24 protein-coding genes are annotated in these 24,238 nt (G+C 42.0%); 9 read left to right on the plus strand and 15 right to left on the minus strand.

The features are described from left to right. Positions 1-310: 310 nt before the first annotated feature. Positions 311-517 (minus strand): HNH endonuclease, encoded by a 207-nt coding sequence (locus IM507_RS12015; protein WP_081330836.1) that lies wholly within the window; start codon positions 515-517, stop codon positions 311-313. Continuing rightward, positions 504-851 carry a hypothetical protein gene (locus IM507_RS12020; protein ID WP_253852335.1) on the minus strand — a complete coding sequence of 116 codons (348 nt, stop codon included), beginning with the start codon at positions 849-851 and terminating at the stop codon, positions 504-506. The genes IM507_RS12015 and IM507_RS12020 overlap by 14 nt, the downstream gene beginning before the upstream one ends. Positions 852-921: 70 nt before the next feature. Between IM507_RS12020 and IM507_RS12025 the strand changes: the two genes are divergently transcribed. Beyond that, the gene (locus tag IM507_RS12025; RefSeq protein WP_176721642.1) at positions 922-1,086 is read left to right on the plus strand and encodes a hypothetical protein; all 165 of its coding nucleotides are present in this window, start codon (positions 922-924) and stop codon (positions 1,084-1,086) included. Between the two features lie 17 nt (positions 1,087-1,103). Here the strand turns inward: IM507_RS12025 and IM507_RS12030 are convergent, their stop codons facing one another. The 6 genes from IM507_RS12030 to IM507_RS12055 form a co-directional block, all read right to left on the minus strand. Next, positions 1,104-2,243 carry a restriction endonuclease subunit S gene (locus IM507_RS12030; RefSeq protein ID WP_069474350.1) on the minus strand — a complete coding sequence of 380 codons (1,140 nt, stop codon included), beginning with the start codon at positions 2,241-2,243 and terminating at the stop codon, positions 1,104-1,106. Positions 2,244-2,503: 260 nt separating this feature from the next. Beyond that, entirely contained in the window at positions 2,504-2,959 is a 456-nt protein-coding gene (locus IM507_RS12035) for an NUDIX hydrolase (RefSeq protein ID WP_069474351.1), read from the minus strand. A 202-nt stretch (positions 2,960-3,161) separates the two neighbouring features. Further along, on the minus strand, positions 3,162-4,550 hold the full coding sequence (gene argH / locus IM507_RS12040) for an argininosuccinate lyase (RefSeq protein WP_002735516.1): 1,389 nt from the start codon (positions 4,548-4,550) through the stop codon (positions 3,162-3,164). A 169-nt stretch (positions 4,551-4,719) separates the two neighbouring features. Beyond that, the gene (locus tag IM507_RS12045; protein WP_287637081.1) at positions 4,720-4,923 is read right to left on the minus strand and encodes a hypothetical protein; all 204 of its coding nucleotides are present in this window, start codon (positions 4,921-4,923) and stop codon (positions 4,720-4,722) included. Positions 4,924-5,029: 106 nt separating this feature from the next. Next, complete coding sequence (locus IM507_RS12050; protein ID WP_287637082.1) at positions 5,030-5,641, minus strand: class II aldolase/adducin family protein; 612 nt, start codon at positions 5,639-5,641, stop codon at positions 5,030-5,032. Continuing rightward, entirely contained in the window at positions 5,638-5,973 is a 336-nt protein-coding gene (locus tag IM507_RS12055; protein WP_287637083.1) for a hypothetical protein, read from the minus strand. Before IM507_RS12055 ends, IM507_RS12050 begins: the two co-directional genes overlap by 4 nt. A gap of 302 nt (positions 5,974-6,275) precedes the next feature. Here IM507_RS12055 and IM507_RS12060 point away from each other — a divergent pair, with 302 nt between their 5' ends. After that, a complete protein-coding gene (locus IM507_RS12060) occupies positions 6,276-7,169 on the plus strand; it encodes a ferritin-like domain-containing protein (protein WP_287637084.1) in 894 nt (297 codons plus the stop codon). A 163-nt stretch (positions 7,170-7,332) separates the two neighbouring features. Further along, the gene (locus IM507_RS12065; RefSeq protein WP_287637085.1) at positions 7,333-8,397 is read left to right on the plus strand and encodes a pentapeptide repeat-containing protein; all 1,065 of its coding nucleotides are present in this window, start codon (positions 7,333-7,335) and stop codon (positions 8,395-8,397) included. 186 nt (positions 8,398-8,583) lie between these two features. On the opposite strand, the gene IM507_RS12070 is transcribed toward IM507_RS12065, so the two are convergent. Both IM507_RS12070 and IM507_RS12075 read right to left on the minus strand, forming a co-directional pair. Further along, positions 8,584-9,336, minus strand: a complete 753-nt coding sequence (locus IM507_RS12070; RefSeq protein WP_287637086.1) for a Uma2 family endonuclease — start codon at positions 9,334-9,336, stop codon at positions 8,584-8,586. A 119-nt stretch (positions 9,337-9,455) separates the two neighbouring features. Beyond that, positions 9,456-10,088, minus strand: a complete 633-nt coding sequence (locus IM507_RS12075) for a response regulator (protein ID WP_002737320.1) — start codon at positions 10,086-10,088, stop codon at positions 9,456-9,458. 297 nt (positions 10,089-10,385) lie between these two features. Here IM507_RS12075 and IM507_RS12080 point away from each other — a divergent pair, with 297 nt between their 5' ends. From IM507_RS12080 to IM507_RS12105, 6 genes are all read left to right on the plus strand, one after another. Continuing rightward, complete coding sequence (locus tag IM507_RS12080; RefSeq protein WP_130756269.1) at positions 10,386-12,623, plus strand: sensor histidine kinase; 2,238 nt, start codon at positions 10,386-10,388, stop codon at positions 12,621-12,623. Positions 12,624-12,994: 371 nt separating this feature from the next. Beyond that, positions 12,995-14,122: a cobalt-precorrin-5B (C(1))-methyltransferase CbiD gene (gene cbiD / locus IM507_RS12085; RefSeq protein WP_123230769.1), complete on the plus strand. Its 1,128-nt coding sequence runs from the start codon at positions 12,995-12,997 to the stop codon at positions 14,120-14,122. Between the two features lie 140 nt (positions 14,123-14,262). Continuing rightward, a complete protein-coding gene (guaA, locus tag IM507_RS12090) occupies positions 14,263-15,888 on the plus strand; it encodes a glutamine-hydrolyzing GMP synthase (protein WP_002737357.1) in 1,626 nt (541 codons plus the stop codon). An 88-nt stretch (positions 15,889-15,976) separates the two neighbouring features. After that, on the plus strand, positions 15,977-17,218 hold the full coding sequence (locus IM507_RS12095) for a DUF262 domain-containing protein (protein ID WP_287637087.1): 1,242 nt from the start codon (positions 15,977-15,979) through the stop codon (positions 17,216-17,218). A 13-nt stretch (positions 17,219-17,231) separates the two neighbouring features. After that, on the plus strand, positions 17,232-17,870 hold the full coding sequence (locus IM507_RS12100; protein WP_287637088.1) for a HEPN domain-containing protein: 639 nt from the start codon (positions 17,232-17,234) through the stop codon (positions 17,868-17,870). 85 nt (positions 17,871-17,955) lie between these two features. Further along, a complete protein-coding gene (locus IM507_RS12105; protein WP_123230766.1) occupies positions 17,956-19,218 on the plus strand; it encodes a DNA cytosine methyltransferase in 1,263 nt (420 codons plus the stop codon). 94 nt (positions 19,219-19,312) lie between these two features. On the opposite strand, the gene IM507_RS12110 is transcribed toward IM507_RS12105, so the two are convergent. The 5 genes from IM507_RS12110 to IM507_RS12130 all read right to left on the minus strand — a co-directional run bounded on the left by IM507_RS12110 (position 19,313) and on the right by IM507_RS12130 (position 24,176). Beyond that, positions 19,313-20,932, minus strand: a complete 1,620-nt coding sequence (locus IM507_RS12110) for a S8 family serine peptidase (protein WP_069474353.1) — start codon at positions 20,930-20,932, stop codon at positions 19,313-19,315. Between the two features lie 43 nt (positions 20,933-20,975). Beyond that, positions 20,976-22,061 carry a calcium/proton exchanger gene (cax, locus tag IM507_RS12115; protein WP_002735957.1) on the minus strand — a complete coding sequence of 362 codons (1,086 nt, stop codon included), beginning with the start codon at positions 22,059-22,061 and terminating at the stop codon, positions 20,976-20,978. Next, on the minus strand, positions 22,058-22,519 hold the full coding sequence (locus IM507_RS12120) for a cupredoxin domain-containing protein (RefSeq protein ID WP_002735338.1): 462 nt from the start codon (positions 22,517-22,519) through the stop codon (positions 22,058-22,060). The genes cax and IM507_RS12120 overlap by 4 nt, the downstream gene beginning before the upstream one ends. A gap of 159 nt (positions 22,520-22,678) precedes the next feature. Continuing rightward, entirely contained in the window at positions 22,679-22,987 is a 309-nt protein-coding gene (locus IM507_RS12125) for a DUF6679 family protein (protein ID WP_002735547.1), read from the minus strand. A gap of 337 nt (positions 22,988-23,324) precedes the next feature. Then, complete coding sequence (locus tag IM507_RS12130) at positions 23,325-24,176, minus strand: alpha/beta fold hydrolase (protein WP_002736085.1); 852 nt, start codon at positions 24,174-24,176, stop codon at positions 23,325-23,327. Positions 24,177-24,238 lie beyond the last annotated feature (62 nt).

Genomic DNA, 24,238 nt, shown 5'->3' on the forward strand with positions numbered 1-24,238 from the left:
ATCTGATAATTTTTAACGCCTACCTACTTATCAATTAACTTTATTATAACAGGATAACTTCTTTCTTTTCTGGGCTGAGATATTGATCAGCGTTTACTATTCTAATAGCAACCTGACCAGCTTTTTGAGCAACTTTACTAACCATAATATAACACCACCTTCCCAACTGATAACCGATAACTCTTGAGTAACGCACAGAAAACGGGTTTCTCGGAGAAACCCGTTTCTGCTCATGCAAACGACAAAAAGGCGAATAAATAATCAGGATTAAGCTTTTGTTACTCCCGATCAACCTTTTTTAAACCACGCCTTAAGTCTCACTAATTTCCTGTCGTGGGTCATCCTTGGGTGGATGGAGTTGGCCGGCTATCCATTGCCGTCGGGCATTCTGGATAAAGGGTTGAATATGGTCAATCGAAAGAGGGGCGGAACTGAGGAGTTCGGGATAGTGACAGTATTCACACCGGAACCTAGCGCGTTGTCGAACAATATGGTAGAGCGATTTAGGAATGACCATTTACTCTGGCGGCAATGACAGCGTTGATGTAGCTGAAAATTTGGTCGAGTTCGCCAATCGCTTCTAGCTCAAGGACTTCCTCCGGGGTGAGATCATCAGCTTTTTTTTTGTCAAGAAGCGTCTGCATCCGATCGCCCAGTTCATCTGTAAATTTGAATAGGGTGAGATTATTAATCTGTTGCACCCGCAATCCTTTGGGAATCAGGCTAGAGGGTTTGACAAGAGCGCTCATGGTTGTAGCTGGCTTTTTGAGCAACTTTACTGCCCATAATATAACACCACCTTCCCAACTGATAACCGATAATTCTTTCATTGCCTTAATAAAATTTAACATTAACGCCATTTTCTCAAAAAAATCGACCCGCCTAAGGGCGGGAAAGAAAAGAAAAAAGAAAAAATAGGGAATGAGGGTAAAAAGGGAAAAAAGAGAAAAAGGGTTAGAGAGTTCTCCCGAATACGCACACCACCCGAAAACCGCAGAGGTCGAAGTCGCCGCGGCGGTAGCTGAATCTTGGTTAATTGTCCAACGGTCTTTTTTAATGGCATTTCCCACAAGATTATGGCAGTAATCCGCCAGCTGCCATGGCTACAATTCCCCCCTAAATGCCTTTTGTAAAAGGGAATTAAAGAGATTGTCATGATATTGCAGATTTAGATCCATTTTTTGTCGTTGAGACTGTAAGTTCAGTACAATATTTTGGAAGTATATTTGTTTTTCCAGAGGTGGCATGGGGATCAAAAAATTTTTGACCATGCTAAGATTAAGATTCGGCTGATTTCCTCCACGTCCAAGTTCTCTAAGTCTTTCGTATGAAAGCCTTAACAATGTCCATAAATAAAATGGCGCATATTTTTCGCTTGGCATAATTGCTGCACAAGCTTGATTAGTCGCACAAGGTAATCCCAAGAGTGCTGTTCTTCCTCTAGTTGCGCCCTGCCCATACATAGCTATCAAAATAGTATTTTTGGGGAAAATGGATACTTGTGATGCTCCTTTTTTGGTTAAAAACTCCTCAGTTTCTTTAATTATCAATTCTCTTACTTCAGTCGTTTTTACCCATCTAATATCTCCGCCATAGTTTTCTTCATCTTCACGACTTGGAGTCTTGCCAGTTTTTACATCTGTTATCTTTCCAATTTCACATATCTCCCACCCTTTCGGATTAGTAACAGGATCACCGAACATCTCTAGGAAAGTTGATCGCAATAACTCCTCAGTCAACCGAATCGCTTCTTTGCGCTTGCGTCGCACCCCATCCGCTTTATCTAAAATTGCCGCAATTCTTCGCTGTTCTTCGAGGGGTGGGAGGGGGAAAAAAGTTCTTTTCAGAAAGCGGAAATGTCTGCTATAGCCGACATCAGGGAGATTCAGCGTATTCAGAAAATAATACGCAAATTTAGGGTCAATATTATTAGCCTCGCTCAATACCTTGACACCATCAGCCCCTAAAGCGAATGGTTTGGTGATAAATTTGAATATTTTTGTATGGTCGCCAAACAGCACACATGGAAGTCTTATATCGCATACAGCTTGGTATTCGTTAGTATAACCACCAATCAAGTCTTGCCCCTGATCTATTATGGGAATATCTCCCCTTTCTAAATAATCTCCTTTTGGAATTTTGGTTTGTCCCCCTGTCATATCTTTAAAAGCTTTAGTAAATGGAATTACATCCCAGTGTTTTGGAAAGCGCTTGTACTCTCCAGATAATAAATCTCTATTCATCCCAACATCTCCTTATAACGCGCGTAAAACCAGATCAATCTTATTTTCAAACATAAATCAAATATCCTTTCGGTTGACTAAAACGGTGGGTTACGACGGATTGTTAGATTGACTTTAACGCCTAGATTGTTGCCGTCTAACCCACCCTACTATGAACTCTTCTTCCCCCTTTTTAAGGGGGGTTGGGGGGGATCGAACCTAAAATCTATTTTTAATTTAATTATAACCAGCTACTTAGGGTCGCAGATACTAGAAAAAAATCAAGCCACTACAGTGGCACCCCTGAGATAATCTTCTAGTTGGCGACCATTATCGTGACTGAGATTGCCTAGAGGTAAAGTTTCGACGCTAAAAGCTCTCACCTCGCTAACTTCTAATGTATCTTTGATCTGAAAATTCCCCGCAGCTGTAACTTCAATTAACACTGAAATGGAGTGAATGCGCGGATCACGCTCAAAAGAGGAATAAACCCCGACTAAACGCCCTAAACTGACTAAATTTAATCCTGTTTCCTCTTTTAATTCCCTTTGAGCAGTATTAAAAATATCTTCCCCCCAATCGATCATTCCCCCCGGTAGGGCCCATTTACCGGTGTCTCTGCGTCGGATTAAAACAATTGTACCATCAGCAAGCAGCGGAATTATTGTCACCCCAGTTACAGGATGACGAAAGATAATTCCCATCACACTTTTAATAAAATGCCAAACACGACCCATATATAAGCTGTTCGTAATTTAAATTGCTTGTTGAGACGAGGCAAAAGGCAAAAGGCAAAAGGCAACAGTAAAAGGATTGGGGGAGGTTCGGCTAATTGTCAGAAGAAAGAGGTTTCCTTCCCTACACCCCACACCCCACACCCTACACCCTCTTTCAAGTCAGGACTTTTGCCTAACACCTATCCCCCAACCCCTAACAATATCAATCATGATCGAGAATGGCTTTAGCTTGAATTAAAGCCGATCGCACTTGTTCAAAACCTGTGCCACCATAGCTATTACGGGCCGCTACCACCTGACGAGGAGCGATCGCGTCGTAGATATCGGCCTCAAAAGCCGGATGTAATTCTTGCCATTCCGTCAGGGTTAAATCTTTTAATAACTTACCCGCTGCCAAACTGCTTTTAACCACTTTCCCGACTAAATTATAAGCTTCTCGGAAGGGAATCCCCTTACTGGCTAAATAATCCGCCACATCCGTCGCATTAGAAAAATCTTCCGCCACCGCGTTAGCTAATCGGTCAGTTTTAAATTGAATTCCGGTGGCTAAAAGTACCGTCATCGCTTGCAAACAAATCCGCACGGTTTTAACGCCATCAAATAACGCCTCCTTGTCCTCCTGCAAGTCTTTGTTATAGGCTAGGGGTAAACCCTTCATTAAGGTCAATAACGCCTGTAAATGCCCAAAAACCCGCCCTGTTTTGCCGCGCACCAATTCGGGAACGTCGGGATTTTTTTTCTGGGGCATAATGCTAGATCCCGTGGCACAACTATCGGTGAGAGTGATAAAACTAAATTCTTGGGAAGACCAGAGAATCATTTCTTCGCTCAAACGGCTCAGGTGGACCATAATCAGACTAGCGGCTGTCATAAATTCAATGGCAAAATCTCGATCGCTGACTCCATCGAGACTATTGTTATACACCTGCTCAAAATCGAGTAAATTGGCGCTGTAATGACGATCAATCGGAAAAGTCGTCCCTGCTAAAGCGCCACATCCTAGGGGCGAAATATTAGTCCTGGCGCGAATTTGCCCTAATCTTTGGTGATCCCGTTCGGCCATTTGAAAATAAGCGAGGAGATGATGGGCTAAACTAATCGGTTGAGCGCGCTGTAGGTGGGTGTAACCGGGGATCAGGGTTTCGAGATGGTTTTCAGCGTGATTGACTAAAGCTTGCTGAAAATTGCGAATTTCTTGCCTAATATCATCGATTTGTTGTCTAAGATACAGACGTATATCCGTTCCTACCTGATCATTCCGCGAACGGGCCGTGTGCAGTTTTTTGCCCACATCTCCCACGATCTCGGTTAAACGACGTTCTACGGCAAAATGCACGTCCTCTTGATCGATGCCGGGGTTAAAGTTGCCGGTGCGGTATTCTTGACGAATTTGTTCCAATCCAGAGACGAGACTATCAGCTTCTTCGGGGCTGATAATACCCGTATAGGCGAGCATTTTAGCGTGAGCGATTGATCCGGTGAGATCATACTCGATTAATTCGATATCAAAGCCAATACTGGCGTTAAATTCCACGATCGTAGGATGGAGACTACCTTCAAAGCGATCGCTCCAAGTTTTCTTTGCTGTCACTGTTTTCGTTCGATGATTGTGGATAAAGTTAACCAAAATATGCTGGACAATTTTGGGGAATAATCCGGCGCTGATAGCATTACCGCTTCAGGTTAGAAAAATCTCCAACCCTACAAACATAAGAATAGCAAGAATTGCTCGCTCTGGCTGAATGCCCATAGGCGAAAAGCTAATAAGAAGTAAAACCTCGAAACATATAACCGGCAATGAAACCGATTAATAGGGCCCATGCTTGCCCAGTTTTGACGAAATTTGAGAAGGCTTTCTGGACATTGCCGATGATATCCACGTCTTGATCGGAAATAGTCATCAAGACATTGGTAAGAGGCGAAAAGTCGATCGAGACAGATAGATGATGGAAGATGTTGATCACGATGGCATTCCTTAAAAACGAAAATCTACAGAATAAGTTAACATGAAAACGACTAAATCAAAACCACTTTTGTCTCCCCGGCGGTGAGTTGGAAAGGAGGTCACTTTCAAGATGATTGAGATTGCTGGTAGTAGGATAATAATAAGTTGCCCGCTTTTGCTAAATCTTGCCCAAAGGCGATAATTCCTTCTTCATGACCACTCATCACTAAAATTTGTTGCTCTTCTAGACGCTCTTCTTGACATAAACGGATAATTTCTGCGGCCATTTCTGGGGTTCCATAGGCGATATTTTCTTGAGTGGTCGGCACTCGATACATTAAATTTTGCCACAGGGGGCGATGATGAATATGAATCACCCCATTGATCTGGGGATTCGCTTCATAAATTGCTCCATGGGTGAGAGTTTCCGAAGAAGCGGCAATTGTTCCCCGACAAGTGACCCGATTTTCTCGCCAATCGTAGTCTATAACTGTGGTGTAATGGGATTCATTTAATACTGGAATCCCCCCGGTGTTAGTACCAGAAATAATGATTTCTTTGTCTATTTTTCCTCGTTGACTCACATTCCCAAAACCTATTCCGTTATCGTATTGACCGATTAATCCCAGTCGATAGAGGCGATTGCGCCAATAATTTAATTCTGCAATCTCTGAGCTTATTAAGGGACGGTCAGGAATCCAAGTACAATTGTATTTAACGTAACCTTCATCAATCATAGATTTTTCTGAAAATATTCGGGATAATTTTGACAAACTTTCTGCACAAAGTCCTGGAGAGGATAGGAAATATTGGCGATATAATTATCTTTAATTGCTTGAGAAAATAGGGGTAAAACTTCCGTATCTAAGGCGGGGTTAAATAAGTTGATAGGTAGAATTAAATCGGAGCATTCCCGCACATCAATGGCCTCAAAATTATCGGCTATAATTAACCAAAGAGGACGCACCCAAAGAGCCGAACGACTTTCGATAACCTGAATTACTTCTCCGTATAAAGTTCGATTTTTGCAGAATAAACTAACAATTTGATGGGGAGTAAATGTGTTCATAGACAGTTCTAGTTGTCCTTGATAAGCTAAGACGCATTTTAACCGCTTATTCTTAGATTAGCCGAATCTCCCCCCAATCTCTTTACTCTTGCAAGAGCCAACAGTAAAGAGTATCTCATCTCCACAAGCAATTTAAATGCGCGGGCAGCTTATCTTTCACTGGTCACTGATTACTGTTTACTGGACGGCTACGCCGTGCCTTTGGCAACACTGAAAAAAGCTTGTCACTTGCCGCTCCCTTGCCAGATCGGGAAAAAACTCCGTTAGAATACGGGAAGCCGTTTACAAAACGATACAAAATCATGACCGTTGCTTACCCTCGTAAATTCAAGAAGACGATGAGCGCTCGCGACATCATGAAGCGTGTCATTAGCGATCGCGAAATTCATCTTGTCACCCTCAACCGTTACCGCTACAACGAACAACGTAGCTGTAAAGACCTGACCGAACTGATCGAAACCCTAGACGGACAACCAAAAGAACTGATCCAGGAGCTTTCCCACCACGTCGCCGATGAAGCCCGCCATGCTTACTGGTTAACCGATTTATTAATCGAATTGGGGGCCGATGTGGGGAAACCGCCGGGGTTGTCCTATATCGATGAATTTGAACGTCTTCTCGATCAAGATCAATTCCAAGGCGAAGAACAAAGGGAAGATGGACTGATTGCGGCCCTAGCGGCAATTAACGTCACGGAAAAACGGGGATGCGAATACTTTGCCGCCCATATTTATGCCCTCAAAGCAGGGGAACAAACCCCGGAAAATCTGAAAATTCAGGAAACGATCGCCAAAATCTTTCCCGAAGAAGCGGGCCATGTGCGTTGGGGCAATCGTTGGTTAGCCAAAATTGCCCAAAAAAGCCCCGAACATCGGCAAAAAGTCGAAAAAGCTAAGGCCAAATACTCAGCGATCGAACAGGCCGCCTATGAATCGGGTATGGATATCACCCTGGGGGCAGAATTGCGCCGCTTCGGTCATTTAATGGACATCGCCGCCACTATGCCACTCTGGGAACGTCCTCAATATCTGATGGAACGTTTACCCCAAACCCTTCTCGACCCGAAATTGCAATTATTCCGGGTAGAAGCGGCTCAAAAAGCCTGGAATCGTGATCCACAAATGTTTATGGAACGCTTTTTACCGATGTTTTTTAATGCGGACGGCAATATCGGCAAAAAAGAGAAAGTCAACTAATTTAACCTTGATTTTCAGGGGTAATCATTCAGCGATCGCTGAAGAAATGTTCAGCGAGGATCGAGAAAATCAGCTATTGTTTTAAATAGGGGTGAGTTCTCGGCTTTGGAGCCAGAGAAACACCACTTTTTTACTGTTTATTTTGACTTTTCTTTTTTAGATTATGCGTCTTTTAGCTGCCTTCGATCGCTATCCCGATAGTGTATCGTTAACCCTAGAACCAGTAGCCACCGACTCGCAAAAATTTGATTTATATTTAACTTTACACCTACAAGCTCAAATTCAATCTCTCCTCGGCGGGGAAATCAAATGGGGGCTAAAAGGAGGAAAATTAGATTTTGTTTTAGTTAATTGTCACCTAACACCAAATCCTCTTTCTAGTCAAGAGTTATACATAAATCGTATTAATAATCATCAATGGCGGTTATCTTTCAAAAGTCCTCAGTCAATATTTACAGGAGCGATCGAAAGGATTAACCTAGGAACCGTCAGTGTGGAGGAAGAACCTTATCATCTGACGGTGCAATTTTCGCTGACAGCTGCCGATATTTGTATCACGGAAACATCGGGATTATGGAAACACGATCTAAGTCCCAATAAACATAGTATTTTAGAGCGAAAGTTAGCATTTTTCCTAATGGAAAATCAATTTGATGCTTTTTTAAGTCGTATTTCTTTGGGTTCATCGCAGGTGGAATTAGATAATGTTCTAGTTGAACCGCAACCGGCAGCATCAGAAAATTTAGAGAAATTGCAGACACAAATCGAGGGAATTTATGCTGCTGTTAGTGATGATTTTCTGAAATTAGCCCAATTAGCTGAACTGGATCCCCTAACGGATTTTACCGGGGCAAATCTCCTGGCAGCGGAATTAAGTGGCATATCTTTAGGCATGGCTAATCTCTATCAAGCGAATCTGCGGGGGGCCAATTTAACCGATGCTGATTTAAGTGAAATTAACGGCAGTCATGCTAGTTTTAAGGGAGCGGATTTAAGCGGAGCCTTATTAGCTAATGCCGATTTAAGTTATGCTGATTTTTACCGTTCTAGTTTGGCTTTAGCTAATTTAATTGGCTCCAATTTAGAAGGAGCTAATTTGGTTGAAGTCAACATCACTCAAGCGAATTTTAGCGGGGCAAAAGTGAAGGGGGCAAAGTTTGCCGATAACGTGGGTATGACCGAGGAATTGCGGGAAAATTTACGCTTGCGCGGAGCTTTCTGCGATTAGTCAACTATGATACTAAATCCGTTGAGTATAGGCTACATATCAAGACAGGCAAAAGGCAAGAGGCAAAAGGCAAAGGGGAGAATAAATAATCAGTTTTTAATAACCGGATTTAGTATGGGGCCTCTAGATGACACCAAATCCCCTCACCGCTGACGGAAAACAGTGTCATCTAATCAAAAAAGAAGATTAGAGATTTTCCTCGGCATCTATGCCCAATTCCCGCAGTTTAGCCGCTAATTTCGCCGCTTTTTGCTTTTCTTGCTCGACTTGGTTTTCTGCCTCTAAAACCCGGTTTTCTGCCTCCACAGCCCGATTTTCCGCCTGTTGTGCCGCTTCTGCGGGAGTGGGTACTAATTCCCCTTCGGGGGTAAAATAGCGCAATTTATTGGCAGATAAACCCAAATATAAGCTTAATTGTTGACTCCAGAGCCGTCCCTGAGCATTGGGGGTAATCGGTTGATATTGACCGCTAATTAGGGTAAATCCCTGAAATTCTAAGCTTTCTGGGTCAAACCAAAAATAATCGGGAGTGCGAAATATATCCTGATAAATTTGTTTTTTCTCCTCTCGGTCAACTTTGGCGGTACTATCGGAGAGAATTTCGATAATTAAATTGGGATATTTGCCCTCTTCTCGCCAAATTACCCAACTTCTGCGGTTGGGGTTGGGATTTGTCCCCAAAACGACGAAAAAATCTGGACCACGGAAGAATTCTGACTTTTTCTGGTTGGGACTGTAATAAATGGTTAAATTGCCGGCGGCAAAATAATCTTCTCGCTCGCGCCACCACCATTCTAAACACTGAATTAATAAAATAATTTGTTGTAGATGTAGGTTACTTTCCAAGGGTGGTTCATCACTCCAAAATTCGCCTTCTGGGAAGATTATCTCAGGGTTTACATGGGACTCCACTAGGGGTAAGCTTTCAGCGATAGTCATGGTTAGTCCAACAGAGATAGGTCAACAACTTATTATAAATCATTGAAGGGATTTTTTGAGCAATTGTAGCAGTAGCAATTGAGGTAGAATATTCCTGTGGGTAAATCGTCATTTTTCCCTTAAACAATACCAGATCGCAGGGCAATTACGGCCGCTTGTACTCGGTCGTCCACGGCCAATTTATTCATAATTCCCCGCACATGGGTTTTAATCGTATTGGTGCTTAAATAAAGTTGTTCGGCGATTTCAGCGTTACTTTTGCCCTCAACAATTAACTTTAAAACCTCCATTTCTCGCTCCGATAAAAGTGCTAGATTGGGATTAGGTTGCACTGCCGGCGGTTTGAGATTATCCATGACTAAACGGGCAATTTGAGGGTCTAAATAGGTGGCCCCGTCCTTAGCTGCTTCAATGGCGGCCAAAAGGCGATCGAGACTCGCTCCCTTGATACAATAGGCATCAGCGCCACTGGCCAGAGCTGCGATCACTTCCTGTTGGAGAGTGTGGGAAGTGAGCATGACCACATGAACATTAGCTAAACCTTCCTTAATCTGTTTAGTTGCCGCAATGCCATCGAGACGGGGTAAACCGATGTCCATGACCACTAAATCTGGCCGTAGGGATAGGGCTAATTGTACCCCTGCTAGACCATCACTAGCTTGACCGACGATCTCAAAATCTGGCTGTTCACCGAGCGCTTGTTCTAAACCTAACTGCATTAAAGGATCGTCTTCAACAATTAAAATCCGCATGATCTTTGATTCCTAACGGGAAAATGTACGGTTTTCACCCATCTGCATGAAGCAGAACTACTCCTAGTTTAGGCAATCTGGAGAGAGATTAACAGTGATTCAGTGATTCAGTGATTCAGTGACCAGTGACCAGTAACCAGTGACCAGTGACCAGTGACCGGTGAAAGATACTAAATTTATTGAAAATTGAAAACTTAAACCTAATAACTGAAAACTTAAACCTAATAACTTAAAACTTAAACCTGATAACTGATAACTGATAACTGATAACTGATAACTGATAACTGATAACTGAAAATGCTGCGGATTTCATCAGATCGGTCTAAAATTGTGCTTGTTGCCCTAGCTTATCTGGGTGTTGGTTGGCTAGGCTATCTCTGCTTAAATTTAGGGTCGCGACCTGCCCCAATTTGGATGAGTGCTGGTATTGGCTTAACTGCTGTTTTTTTAGGGGGAAAAAGGCTAGTTTTAGGCGTTTTTATCGGAGATTTGCTTCTAACCTTCTTTTTAGGGGGCAGTTGGCCCATAGCTCTATTTTCGGCGCTCGGTAGCAGTGTATCGGCTCTGTTAGGGGCGCAATTCCTACATTATCTGAGATTTTCCGCCACTTTACAGCGTATTCGCGATATTCTCTTACTGGTATTTTTAGCGGCCTTATTGGCCTCGGCAGTTAATGCCACTATCGATACTTTTGCCCGTAGTTGGCTAAATACTTGGGATTGGCGGCAATTTGGACAGTCTTGGGGCATGATCTGGCTCGGAGATAGTACAGGGATCTTAATGACCACGCCGCTGCTGTTGCGTTTTTGCTTCAATCGTCACTCCCTGCGGGAACCCCGGCAACCCCAACGCCTTGGCGAGGCATTACTTTGTATGAGTTTGCTAACGGTGGTGACTTTCGTGGTTTTTGGTGGTCAACAGGATTTTCTTAACCCCGATTGGAGTATGGTGCAGTACCTCGAATATCTGCCTTTTCCTTTTGTGGTTTGGGCTGCTATGCGTTTTCAGACTTGGGGAGCGGTAATAGCCAATTTTTTAGTATCTATTTTAGCTTTGATGGGATTAGCTGGGGGAATCAGCCCTTTTATCCTACAGGCTCCCGATTATACCAGAGGTGTCCTGATCTTACAAATCTTTTTGGTCATTGTCATGTCAACTTCTCTGTTTTTATCGGCGGCGATTACCGAAAGACAACAGATCGATCGAGCTTTAAATGAAACTTTAGAACGGGAACATTTAGTCACACAAGTTGCTTTAAAAGTCCATCAATCTTTAGATATAGATCAAGTTTTAAATACCATTGTTGGGGAAATCAGAAATTTTCTCGATGCCGATCAAGTCTATATCGGTCACTGTCAAGAGCGGGGTTGGTCTAAGGTAATCGCTGAGTCCCGTCGTCCCGAGATTCCCTCGCTGATGGGTTGGTTTCCCGAACCAGAATTACTGGAAGAATTGGGACAATTATTTTCTTTAGATAAGTTAATTATTGCTGATAATACCGCTAAGGTGCAAACGCTGCCCACTCTCAAGGGTTATTACGAATACCTGCAAGTTAAATCCTCTTTAGTTTTACCTCTAACGGTTAATAATCAACATTTAGGTGCTTTAGTTGTCCATCAATATTCCCATCCCCGTCATTGGCAAAAAAGCGAGGTCAAATTATTAGAACAGTTAGCCACCCAAGTTTGTATCGCTATCGGCCAAGCGCAACTATATCAGAGGGTGCAAAGCTTGAATAATAATTTAGAACAGGAAGTGGCAGCTAGAACCCTAGAACTGCGAGAAAAAGTCCGGGAAATTCAGCGTTTATACGAAATGAAAACGGTTTTTTTACAGGCAGTATCCCACGATCTACGCACTTCGATTATGGGATTAGTGATGTTATTAAAAAATTTCCAGTGTCGGCAAACAGAAAAAGTAACTATCTCGCGAGCAATGCTCGATCAGGTGGTGCGTAGTTGCGATCGACAATTAACTTTAATTAATGCTTTATCAGAAAATCATTTTGCTGAAGAACGGCCTTTAATCTTGCATCGTCAACCTCTATTTTTAAAAGAACAGGTGGAAATTTGGCTGAAAGATTGGCAAAAAGATTTTGATTTATACCAAGCTACTTTTATTAATCTTCTCCCCGATAACTTACCCGCTATTGATGCCGATCCTTATCAGCTAAGAAGTGTTTTTGAACAATTATTAAATAATGCCTTGAAACATAATCCTTCACCAATTCAATTAGCTTTAGATGCTCGTATTGACCAAGATATGCTCTACTGCACTTTAAGCGATAATGGCATTGGCATGGATGAGGAACAATGTCAACATCTTTTCCATTTATATGTAAGAAATCTTCATAATCAACACCTAACGGGGATTGGTTTAGGTTCCTACCAATGTCGGCAAATTATCGAGGCTCACTCTGGGAGAATTGGAGTAAAAAGTACCCCGCGGGTTGGTTCACAGTTTTGGTTTACTTTACCCCTTGCTCATCAAAATTCTAGAGTAATTAAGCAGGAGTTAGTCAACAGTAATCAGTGATTTGTAACGGGATCGAGATGATTCTGCTTATCGCTCTTCTGGGACTCTGGGGTATATAGAATCGCCAATTCAGACTTGAATTAGCCATTTTATGTGGGTTGCCTACCGACAATTAAGGCATATTTGAGGAGAATTTGCCATCTCAATTGTTAAGCAACAATCGACCAAATAGGTCGAGTTTGTAACTATTCTGATTGCTAGTATCCCTTGAAATTCTCACAAGGATCACAAAATTGGCCAATTGTCAATAGCGTTTGAGATGCGCTCACCCCCGGTGGTGAGGATGTCAAACAATCATCAAAAATAGCAGCGGTTGCCCCCTAGTTCTATAATCAGATCACGGCTAATTTGATTGGCTATCGACCCTATTCATGTCTATCTCCCCACCCCGTCCGGGTTACACTTTACCAGTTTTTGCCTGTGCCAGTGCGATCGCATCTCTCCAGCATCTCCACGGCGAAAATGAGCTAAATTCCGTTACTTTTAATCTTTTAGAACCGCCAGAAGCCGTTACAATTGCCATCGAACAAGTTGCCCGACTTAACCCCGATGCTGCCCTAGCCATCACCCGCAGCGATCCGGGGGACAATTTAGATTTAACTAGAAATACCCCTATATGGGCGTTAGTAGAAAGAAAAACAGGTAATCAAGAGATAGAGATTCAAGGCGGTCAAGGAATTGGCCTACAGGTTGATAATGGCGGAAAATCAGCTATCTATAGTTATGCCCAGCGTCTGCTGCAAGAAAACCTCAGACCCCTGTTACTGCCCCAAGAAAGCATCAAAGTGACGATTATCCTGCCGGAAGGCAAAAAACTGGCCACAAGGACTTCTAACGCCGCTTTTGGGGTGGTAGAGGGATTATCTTTGTTGGGTACCACTGGCATTTCCCAGCCCCTCAGCGCCCCCGGACAGTTAGAAATCTTTCGCGAGCAATTAAAAATTTTATCCCGTCGTTTCGATCGCTTGGTGTTTTGTATCGGGGAAAATGGCTTAGATTTAGCCCCTCAAATAGGTATTAATCCTGATATTTTGGTAAAAACAGCCAATTGGATCGGGCCGATGTTATTAGAGGCACAATTACAGGGAATCTCTGAAATTCTTTTGTTTGGTTATCACGGTAAATTAATTAAACTTGCCGGGGGAATCTTTCAGACTCACCATCATCTCGCCGATGGTCGTCGGGAAATTCTTACCGCCTACGCCGCTAAAATGGGTTTAGCTACCCCCCATCTCCAGCAAATTTTTGACAGTAGCACCAGCGAAAACGGTCTGGAATATCTGCGTCAATTAGACCGGCAAACGGGAGATAATTGGGTGGAACGCATCTATGGAGAAATGGCTAATACTATTGATCGCCGTTGCCAAGAATACGTTTATAACCACAGTAACGGTCATCTTGGGGTCGGTTGTATTTTATTCGATCGCTCTCGTTCTTTGATCAGCAAAAGCGAAAATGGCATTAAATTTTTGCAAAATCTACAAGTTACCCCCCAGTGACCGTGCTATGATCGTGGGAATATTTAGTCTTAAAAAATGAAACTAATAAGGCCACACCATTATAGCTTATTTTCAGAACAATAGCCGATTTAGTTTACAAATCTTTAACCTTTTCCTGCCAGTTTCTTTTCTTGATCGTAGTGACAACTCAAACCCCCCTTCCCACCCCCCAAGAGACTTTGCCCTCAGAGTCCTTCACTAATAGCCTTAATCGTCAAATAATCATCATTCTTGACTTTGGCTCCCAGTATTCTGAATTAATCGCCCGCAGAATCCGGGAAACGAACGTTTACTCCGAAGTTCTCTCCTATCGTACCAGCGCCGAACAATTGGCCCAAATCAACCCGAAAGGAATAATTCTTTCGGGCGGTCCCAATTCCGTCTATGATCCTGGAGCGCCCCACTGTGATCCCGAAATTTGGAATTTAGGTGTACCCATCCTCGGAGTTTGCTACGGGATGCAATTGATGGTACAGCAGTTAGGGGGCAGGGTAGAACGGGCAAAACGGGCCGAATACGGCAAAGCATCCCTATTTATCAACGATCCTACCGATTTATTAACCAATGTCGAGGACGGTTCCACCGCTTGGATGAGTCACGGGGATTCCTGCGTGGAATTGCCTGCGGGTTTTGAAATTCTCGCTCATACCGATAATACCGATTGTGCGGCCATTGCCGATCACGAGAAAAAACTCTTTGGAGTGCAGTTTCACCCGGAAGTTGTCCATTCTGTGGGAGGAATCGCCTTAATTCGCAATTTCGTCTATCATATCTGCAAATGCGAACCCACTTGGACCACGGAAGCTTTTGTCGAGGAATCGATCCGAGAAATTAGGGCAAAAGTGGGCGATAAGCGAGTTTTATTGGCTTTATCCGGCGGTGTGGACTCCTCTACCTTAGCATTCCTGTTACATCGAGCGATCGGTGATCAACTAACCTGTATGTTTATCGATCAGGGATTCATGCGTAAGGGTGAACCAGAACGATTAATGCAGATATTTAACGAGCAATTCCATATCGGAGTCCAGTATGTCAACGCTAGAAAGCGATTTTTAGCGCAAGTGGCCGGTGTCACCGATCCCGAAGAAAAGCGCCGTCGTATCGGCCATGAATTTATTCAGGTGTTTGAAGAAGAATCGAATCGTTTGGGACCCTTTGATTATCTGGCCCAAGGAACTTTATATCCCGATGTGATTGAATCGGCCGATAGTAATGTGGATCCCAAAACCGGGGAAAGAGTAGCGGTTAAAATTAAAAGTCATCATAACGTTGGTGGACTGCCGAAAAATCTCCGGTTTAAATTAGTCGAACCCCTGCGAAAATTATTTAAGGATGAGGTGAGAAAATTAGGTCGATCAATCGGTCTTCCAGAAGAAATTGTTCGTCGTCAACCTTTCCCCGGCCCTGGTTTAGCGATTCGCATTTTAGGGGAAGTCACCGCAGATAAATTAAATATTTTGCGCGATGCAGATTGGGTGGTGCGCGACGAGATTAATAAGCAGGGAATGTATCACGATTTCTGGCAAGCTTTCGCAGTTTTATTGCCTGTCCGCAGTGTGGGAGTGATGGGAGATCAACGTACCTACGCTTATCCTATTGTCCTACGTTTAGTCAGCAGTGAAGACGGAATGACTGCCGATTGGTCCCGGGTTCCCTATGATTTATTGGAGACAATTTCTAATCGTATTGTCAATGAAGTTAAGGGAGTTAACCGCGTGGTTTATGATATTACTTCTAAGCCTCCCGGAACTATAGAATGGGAGTAGTATTGAATTATTGATTGATTATTAGTCCCGTCCAAATATTGGGGCGGGATTTTTGCAGAATAGACAATTGAGGAGATTAATTACTACCATGGCACAGTTAGAGATGTGGGAAGAAATAGAAGCGGTGGATTTTGCCGAAGAAGAAGAAGATATTGCAGGAGAATCAGCAAACCAAAAAAAGCTACAACTCAAAGAAATCTCCGAGACTGTTGTTGCTGGAAGTGATTGGACTACCGCAACGATCCGCGATCAATTAATTCGAGAAAATATTCAACTCAATCCGCGCTTTCAAAGACGAGATGCTTGGAATATTACTCGTAAAAGTCGATTTATTGAATCCCTAATTCTAGGGTTTCCAGTCCCACTGATTGTCTTAGCTGCTAATAATAAGGAAAAAGGTAAATTTATCGTTCTTGATGGCAAACAACGCCTACTAACAATTTTACAGTTTTATGGTGACAGTGCCACACCTAATAATAGTTTTACTTTAAAAGATTTAGAATTTCTAGATAATCTCAATGGCTGCCAATATCAAGATCTAAAAAATGACTTCAATTTAAATGATTTCTTAGACCAACTGGATAATCAAACTATCCGCACGATTGTTATCCGTAATTGGAAAACGGAGAGTTTCCTCCATAAAATTTTTCTGCGTCTCAATGTGGAAAATACCCCTTTGTCTTCTCAAGAATTAAGACAAGCATTACACCCAGGAGGTTTTATTAATTTTTTAGATGATCGAGCGATCGAAAGTCAAGCATTAAAGAAAATATTTAAATCTTCCTATCCCGATTTCCGGATGCGCGACACTGATATATTATTGCGTTATGTAGCTTTTCATTATTATTTATCCGATTATCGCGGTGATGTTAAGATACTTCTAGATAAAACCTGTCAAAATTTCAATCAAGAATGGGAAAAACGCTCAGATGAAATTATCAATGTTGTTGATCAATTTGAAAAAGCTGTCCAAACAACAATTAATATTTTTGGAGAGAAAAACTTTTCTCGTCTCTGGTTATATAAAGAAGGAAAGTATCGAAGTCAGTTCAATCGAGCAATTTTAGATGTGATGGTTTTTTACTTTTGCGATGATCTAATTAGAGCAGCTGCCGAGAAAAACAAAGAACAGATAGAAAATGCTTTTAAAGAATTATTATCTAACCCTGACAATGAATTTAGGAACTCAGTAGAAAAAACTACTAAAAGTATTAGAGCAACTTACAATCGTTTTAATTTATGGGGTCAAGCTTTATCAAAAGTATTAGATATTAACTTCAATATTCCTCAGATGGAAGACAATCGTATTATTTTTAAGGGGTTAAGATAGTTGTTTTTTTACTATGCCGAAATCTCTAAGATTTAGACAACTAACCAAAGAATTAAATCGACTCAGAAAACAATTCCTACCTCGTAAATTTAGCGAGATAAATGAATATTCTGAAAGACAATTAGCTTTAACTTTTGCCTATCGAGTTTTTGCTCATGCTGAGATTGAATCTTATCTTGAAGATCGAGTTTGGGATACCGTACTGACAGCAAAAAATATCTGGGATAATCAAGGTAAAGCTAGTGGAGTTTTGTTATGTGTAATCGCTTTTTCTGGTCAAGAAATGGAAAATCCTCCCGATACCATTACTCCTCTTAAAGGTAACAAAAATGTCTCCCTAGACAAACTGAAAATAACTAAAAAAATTGACATAGTGATTAGATGTTTTAAATCAGTTATCGATCAAAATCATGGGATTAAGGAAACTAACCTATTAAAATTACTCTTACCAATCGGCATCGATAGTGATGACTTAGATAAAGTTTGGTTAGCCAATATGGATACTTTTGGAGAAGAACGCGGTGAAATTGCTCATTCTTCGGCAATAAAAACGAAAAAAACGCCTAACCCTGCCGACGAATTAGAGAGAGTTAAACAAATTATTCAAGAATTAGAGAAAGTCGATCAATTGATTACTAACTTGCTCAAGTAATTCCACTCTTAATAAAACTTAAATTGTTAATTATATCAGAAATACAGTATAATAAAAGGCAGACAATAGAGAGCTAATCATCAAAGTGAAACATAGACCAATTGCGATCGATTTATTTGCCGGCTGCGGTGGGATGTCCGTTGGTCTAGAAGCGGCGGGATTTGATATTGCTGTAGCGGTGGAGTTTGATGCAGTCCATTCCTTGGTTCATCATTTTAACTTTCCCTATTGTCAAACTATCTGCCGGGATATAGCCAAAGTAACAAGTAGAGAAATATGGGAATTATTAAAACTAAAAGGCTATGCCACCGATGTTAGTTTAATTGCCGGCGGTCCCCCCTGCCAAGGTTTTTCACTGATTGGTAAACGACAAATAGATGATCCTAGAAATTCTCTTGTATTTGAATATCTGCGGATTGTAGCAGAAATTAAACCCAAGTATTTTATCTTTGAAAATGTCCCCGGCATGGCTACGGGTAAACACAAACAATTTTTAGAGGAGTTAATTTCTGAATTTGAAGCTATTGGCTATACAATTAATCAGCCAATTAAAATCCTTGATGCCAGTGAATATGGCGCACCACAAAAGCGCAGAAGATTAATCTTAATTGGTAGTCGAAAAGACGTGCCGATGGCTAAATATCCTTTGACAAAGACCGTCGATTTAAACTCAGCCAAAAAATCAGCTTTTACCAGCGTCTATGATGCGATTTCAGATTTAGAATTAATACCTGCCTTTATCGATACTGATTTAGGCATACCTGCATCAAAATTAGATTATAGTGGTAAGAGGAAAAAATATTCAGTGCAGCCAGGGGATATTTTTAAACTTTGCCATCAAAGAATAGTAGATACAAAAATCTATGGACATATAGGCTCAGTTCATACCCAAAGATCAATTGATAGATTTATCGTAACCGAACCGGGTACAGTGGAACCAAAAAGTCGCTTTTTCAAGCTTTCTCCTACTGGTTTATGTAACACTCTCCGGGCCGGAACTAATAGTGACAAAGGGGCCTATACTGCTCCTAGACCCATTCACTATTCTATTCCTCGTTGTATTACTGTACGAGAAGCCGCCAGATTACATACATTCCCCGATTGGTTTCAGTTTCACCGCACAATATGGCATGGTTTTCGCGAGATTGGTAATGCAGTTATTCCGCTATTATCGAAAGAACTTGGCTCTTCTGTGATGGGAGCAATGAATATTAATCCAGCCAATTTCGACCAGCTTATTTTGGAAAAAATGCCCGAAGACTTATTGCTATATAATATGTCTCAGGCATCAAACTATTGGGGAATCTCTGACGATGTTATCGCGAAAAGAAAACGAGGTGTATCTTAGAGATAGTACTATTAACTGCCAATCGAACTTGACAAACTCGCTCCCATCTTCTCACTCTCCTATACTTTTTAAACAGAATTTACTATCATTTTTATTATTCGGGAACCGTCCACCAAGCGAGAGCAAAAGCTTGTTCTTTCTCGTTAACTTGTTGACGATATTGAACCCGAATTTTATAGTTTCCAGAGATGGGGACAGGACAAAAAATATGCTCTAAACTATCACTATCACTCAGGGAAGCACAGGTGTATTTAGCATTATTATCCTCCTGAGCAGGTAAAAGATAAACATCTAAATTATTCAGGCCGCGATCCTGGAAACTTTCATCGATATCATAGAGATTATTACGATTAGTATCGATTAGTTCTACCAAACGATCCCAAGCTAAAGTTATCGAAACAAAACTATTAGCTTTTAAGGGATTCTCTAGGGCATAATCTTGATAACCATTAGCGGTAACTGTAGTGTAATCCCAACCAATAGCAGGAATAGATTCTGCGGCCGACCATTGACCATTACTAAACTGTTGGTAGGCGCGAAAAGTGTTAAGATGTCCCGTCCCCATCTGCATATCTAAAGGAATTTTCGGGTCTTTATAAGCATCGGACTCTAACCAAGTTTTTTGGTCTTTAGTTAAGACCGTCCGTCTCATACCTAATCGTAACCCATCGCCCTTATCTTTAATTTTATCGGCAGCATTAAGCATTACTGCTTTCATCACTTGATGATGACGAGAATCGAGACTCCAATGGGGATTTTTTTGATTAATTTGTTGATCGCCGTATTCTTGTAAAAGTGCCACCGATGCCGTAATATGAGGAGCGGCGAAACTGGTGCCACTAACAGTATTTAATTTACCTTTGAGATCATAAAGCTCTATTTTATTGCCGGGGGCAACTAAATTAATTGACCGCCGCGAACCATCATTAATTTCCCGTTTAATTAAACTGCGACCAATACCCACTGGCAAAGCACTAATATTAGCAAAATCAACTTTAGTAAATTTTCCCTCTCTTTTCGCTGTATAAGCGGTAGTAATGCCGTTAAAATGATCGGTGGGAATGGGAATTCCTCCCTTACCTTGATTACCAGCAATTACATAAAGAACATCCTCAACTCGCGATGACCAATCAACACATTGAGTTAATAAAGCTTGACCATCTAATTTTGGTTCCTGTCGCTGATCTCTTTGCAAAGATTCCCCAAAACTAAAGTTAATTGCTCGCACATCACCGCTATTTTGTCGGGCAATATTTTGACTGGTAAGACATTCTTCCGGTTGTCCGCCGCGTCGCAAAGAACCCACCGCCCCCGAATATAATCTCGCTTTTGGGGCCACTCCGGGGATTTTTTTATCATCACTGACCATCACCGTTGCCACCATAGCGGCGTGATTATCTAGATAGGTGTTGGGTTTGGCAATTTGATCGCGAAAAAAAACACCAGCTAATTTATAGGGAGGCTGCCAAGCTGCCACTTTATCATAACCGAACTGAGCCGGTCGGCCGATTTCCACTTGACCGATGGCAATTTTTCGCCCTAATAAATTATAGGGTTCCGCCCGCAGGCGATCAGCATAAATTCCCTGTTCACCGATGGAATTAGAAAGAACTAGGGAAGGAAGGAGAATTATCGTTACTACTAACCCGACGACAAACCAAAATCCTCTTTTCATCATCAGCAATCCTGCGGCAGTAAGGTGATACCGATCCATTCTAAGACAGAAATCTCAGAAAATACCCAAATCTCTTTTTTGGCTAGGTGGGATGGTAATAAAAAGCCACGGCCAAGATTAAATAGGTGGCTAGTAATAGGGTTCCATCTAACCAATTGGAACGACCGGTAAAGCTGATTAAATTAGTGACAACCACCGCTACAATTAAAGCCACCACGTTAAAGGGATTAAAATTTAAATCCATCGGCTGCTGCCAAAATTGACCGATAAAAACTAATAAAGGTGCCACGAATAAAGCCACCAATAAACTATCACCCATAGCCACAGAAACCGTTAAATCCATCTGATTTTTTAGGGCTAATTGAGTGACGGTAACTATTCCAGAAACATCGCTAATTAAAGGAATAAAAATCACCCCGATAAAGAGAGGAGTGAGATTAAATCCTTCCATCACCGATTCCACTACATCAACAAATAAATCCGACTCATAGGCTACAGCTACGGTGGAAGTAAGCAGCACAAGTAACCAAATCCAGACTTGAGCTTTTTCTTCCTCACTAACCTGATTGTCGGGGGTATTTTCGTTACTTAATCCCACTTCGTAGAGATAGCTATGGGTTTTCAGGGAAAATAATAAAGTTAACCCGTAAACTATTAATAAAACCGTGGCGGTGACTAGGGAAAGACTGAGAATATCGGCAACTTCCACCACGTTAGAAGTATATATTACCAAAGTTGGTAAAGCGATCGCTATTACTGCTAAAGTCATGGAAGAACCATTTACCCGCGCTAAAATCGGTTTAAATTCCTGCTCTTTGTAGCGAATTCCTCCCGTGAGCATTCCCATGCCCATAAATAATAATAAATCGCTGAGAATACTGCCAGTAATACTGGCTTGTACGATGTCCACCAAGCCTTTTTTTAGGGCAATTAAGGCAATAACTAAAGTGGTAGTATTGCCAAAGATAGCATTAACTAATCCTCCCAAAGTTGGCCCGGTTACTACGGCAACTCTTTCCACAGACGTACTTAACCAAATTGACAGGGGAATGATCGATAAAGCGGCAGTAATAAAAATAGCTTGATCTCCCCAATTAAGACGACTAGCGACCACCGATAGGGGAATAAATAATAGGAAAGCAAAGGAGACAATTTTTCTTAAATTCATGGGTTATTAATGGCAATTTCTCCCACCATTCCCGCTTCGGCATGACCCGGAATAGTACAGATTAATTTATACTTACCAGTTTTGAGAGGAACTATCACCCATTCCGCCTGTGCATTAGGTTTTAATTCTAGTTCGTGAATTGCCCCTTTAATCTCCACTTTTCCCGCTTCAACTTTCTGAGTCCAACTAGCATCAGCGAAGTCTTTAGCGGTAAAATAATGTTTAGTAGGACTGGGATTATCGAGGATTAATTTGTATTTTTGTCCGGCAATAAAGTCTAATTGACTAGGAAAGAATTTTAATTCTCCTTGCCCGGAGCCTAGACTAATTTTAACTTCTAGAGGGGCGGATGCAGCGAAGGCGGGAAAAGTCACTAACCAACAACTAATTAAAACTATTACTACTGCCACAAATTTTTGATAGATATCCTGGACAGGGAAGTAGGGATTAGAATTCATTTTGCTCCTGCAGCTTATAGAGAAAATCTGGCGGCTTTGACGATAATTTTAGAACAAGTGGCGATTCTTAGCGGCTCTCTTCCCTTCCATTCCCTCAAAGTCCCTTGGCCACTGTTCAAACCTCGGGACTTCTAGCCACTGTCAGTTAAATCGACAAAATTAATCTAAGCTATCGGGAGAATGGGGATAAAGTTGTTCTGCTTCTGGACAATCTTCCGAGACATTAATATCAGGATTCGTCCGCGACACGGAGGCCAGTTTTCTGCTCACCGCACCGATACTTTCTAAACGCACCATTTCTTCCCAAGAACTAATCTCGTCTTCTTCTTCTGTTTCGTAGCGAATGGTGACGAGATCGCTTTCTAGATCGATAATACGAGCATTATCGATCCATCTTTGCTGATCGCGCAAGAAAATGCAGACTTCCTGACCATCCATACAGAATTGATAAATCTTGCGGTGTAACATAAATTGCTCCTAAACAGCTTCTTTTGTTGGATTTAACTAACGGGAAGTGACAAAATGCCAATCTCAGCAATAGCTCAAGAATTCCCGTGGGTAACACAAAAAGGAGAAAAATTCCGCTAGTAGTGGCAAGAATGGGAAAGGAAAGTCAGGTTTCCAGTTTGGGACTACGTTCTTCAAAGACATCGATTCGATTAATAGACGGCCTCGGCGATCGGTAAAAAATCGCCCTTATAGAGTCATTGTTACATAAATTTTCACTTCATAACAGTATCTGTGGATGGAATCGGGAAATGGGGAGATAGGGAAATTTCCACTAAAACCTCAACACTTAAACCCCCTAACCCCGATGCTGATTTAAAATAGCCATCATCTTTTCGGCCACCGCTGCTGTTTGTTCGAGCATGGCAAAGTGACCACAATCGGATAACTCAATCACGTTGCCGCCAGTTTCAAACAAGGGATGAAAACTGGCCAGATGGTTAACGTACTTAACTTCCATAATCGTATCCTCTTTCCCCGCCAGAAAATAGACCGGCTGCGGGAGACGGGAGACAATCTGGGGTAAAAGATGAACTTCGCTGATAGTGGTGGTTTCCAAAAGTGACCCCAGGGCCGCTTGGTAATCGGCCCGGACAAAATCAATCACTCGCTGTTTGCCCCATTTTTTACTTAGGGTTTGCTTGACCATCATCCGCGAGAATAAAACATCAATCAAGGGAACACGGGGCAACCAAGGCGGTCTTCTCTCTAAAATCTGTCTTCCGGCTTCCCGAAATCGCTCAAATTCCTCCTTTAGATAGATGCCGCCGCCGGCATTCATACAGATTACCCCTTTAATGCGTTCAGGACAGCTATCCGCGGCCCACAAAGCAACACTACCACCGAGGGAATGACCGACTAACCAAGCAGCATCGAGATTTAAGCGGTTAAGAAGGGTAATAACGTCTTGGGAGTAGGATTCAAGGTTATAACTGCTAGGAGGACTGTTAGAGGTGATTTTTTGGGAGTCGCCAAAGCCCCGGAGATCATAAACTAGACAGGGATAGTCTGGGGAGAGAATATCTACCAAAGGCTGCCAGTAGTGACGACTCAGCAGCCAACCGTGTATAAAGACTAAAACCGGTTTATCCGCTTGGGGCGAAAATAACTCGTAACTGTGGGATACTCCCGATATGTCGATGGTAGGCATATAATCAATCTCAACCTAAGTTAAACCGTTGATAGGGGTTACTAGGGAAACTTCTAGAGAAA

It is taken from the genome of Microcystis sp. M20BS1 (genome assembly GCF_020245305.1).
GTDB lineage: Bacteria > Cyanobacteriota > Cyanobacteriia > Cyanobacteriales > Microcystaceae > Microcystis > Microcystis ichthyoblabe_A.

What these genes read in the sequence shown, in the direction of transcription:
- IM507_RS12015 (WP_081330836.1), bottom strand. Translation starts at nt 517, where the DNA reads ATGGTCATTCCTAAATCGCTCTACCATATTGTTCGACAACGCGCTAGG.
- IM507_RS12020 (WP_253852335.1), bottom strand. Translation starts at nt 851, where the DNA reads ATGTTAAATTTTATTAAGGCAATGAAAGAATTATCGGTTATCAGTTGG.
- IM507_RS12025 (WP_176721642.1), top strand. Translation starts at nt 922, where the DNA reads ATGAGGGTAAAAAGGGAAAAAAGAGAAAAAGGGTTAGAGAGTTCTCCC.
- IM507_RS12030 (WP_069474350.1), bottom strand. Translation starts at nt 2,243, where the DNA reads ATGAATAGAGATTTATTATCTGGAGAGTACAAGCGCTTTCCAAAACAC.
- IM507_RS12035 (WP_069474351.1), bottom strand. Translation starts at nt 2,959, where the DNA reads ATGGGTCGTGTTTGGCATTTTATTAAAAGTGTGATGGGAATTATCTTT.
- IM507_RS12050 (WP_287637082.1), bottom strand. Translation starts at nt 5,641, where the DNA reads ATGATTGATGAAGGTTACGTTAAATACAATTGTACTTGGATTCCTGAC.
- IM507_RS12055 (WP_287637083.1), bottom strand. Translation starts at nt 5,973, where the DNA reads ATGAACACATTTACTCCCCATCAAATTGTTAGTTTATTCTGCAAAAAT.
- IM507_RS12060 (WP_287637084.1), top strand. Translation starts at nt 6,276, where the DNA reads ATGACCGTTGCTTACCCTCGTAAATTCAAGAAGACGATGAGCGCTCGC.
- IM507_RS12065 (WP_287637085.1), top strand. Translation starts at nt 7,333, where the DNA reads ATGCGTCTTTTAGCTGCCTTCGATCGCTATCCCGATAGTGTATCGTTA.
- IM507_RS12070 (WP_287637086.1), bottom strand. Translation starts at nt 9,336, where the DNA reads ATGACTATCGCTGAAAGCTTACCCCTAGTGGAGTCCCATGTAAACCCT.
- IM507_RS12075 (WP_002737320.1), bottom strand. Translation starts at nt 10,088, where the DNA reads ATGCGGATTTTAATTGTTGAAGACGATCCTTTAATGCAGTTAGGTTTA.
- IM507_RS12080 (WP_130756269.1), top strand. Translation starts at nt 10,386, where the DNA reads ATGCTGCGGATTTCATCAGATCGGTCTAAAATTGTGCTTGTTGCCCTA.
- cbiD (WP_123230769.1), top strand. Translation starts at nt 12,995, where the DNA reads ATGTCTATCTCCCCACCCCGTCCGGGTTACACTTTACCAGTTTTTGCC.
- IM507_RS12095 (WP_287637087.1), top strand. Translation starts at nt 15,977, where the DNA reads ATGGCACAGTTAGAGATGTGGGAAGAAATAGAAGCGGTGGATTTTGCC.
- IM507_RS12100 (WP_287637088.1), top strand. Translation starts at nt 17,232, where the DNA reads ATGCCGAAATCTCTAAGATTTAGACAACTAACCAAAGAATTAAATCGA.
- IM507_RS12110 (WP_069474353.1), bottom strand. Translation starts at nt 20,932, where the DNA reads ATGGATCGGTATCACCTTACTGCCGCAGGATTGCTGATGATGAAAAGA.
- cax (WP_002735957.1), bottom strand. Translation starts at nt 22,061, where the DNA reads ATGAATTTAAGAAAAATTGTCTCCTTTGCTTTCCTATTATTTATTCCC.
- IM507_RS12120 (WP_002735338.1), bottom strand. Translation starts at nt 22,519, where the DNA reads ATGAATTCTAATCCCTACTTCCCTGTCCAGGATATCTATCAAAAATTT.
- IM507_RS12125 (WP_002735547.1), bottom strand. Translation starts at nt 22,987, where the DNA reads ATGTTACACCGCAAGATTTATCAATTCTGTATGGATGGTCAGGAAGTC.
- IM507_RS12130 (WP_002736085.1), bottom strand. Translation starts at nt 24,176, where the DNA reads ATGCCTACCATCGACATATCGGGAGTATCCCACAGTTACGAGTTATTT.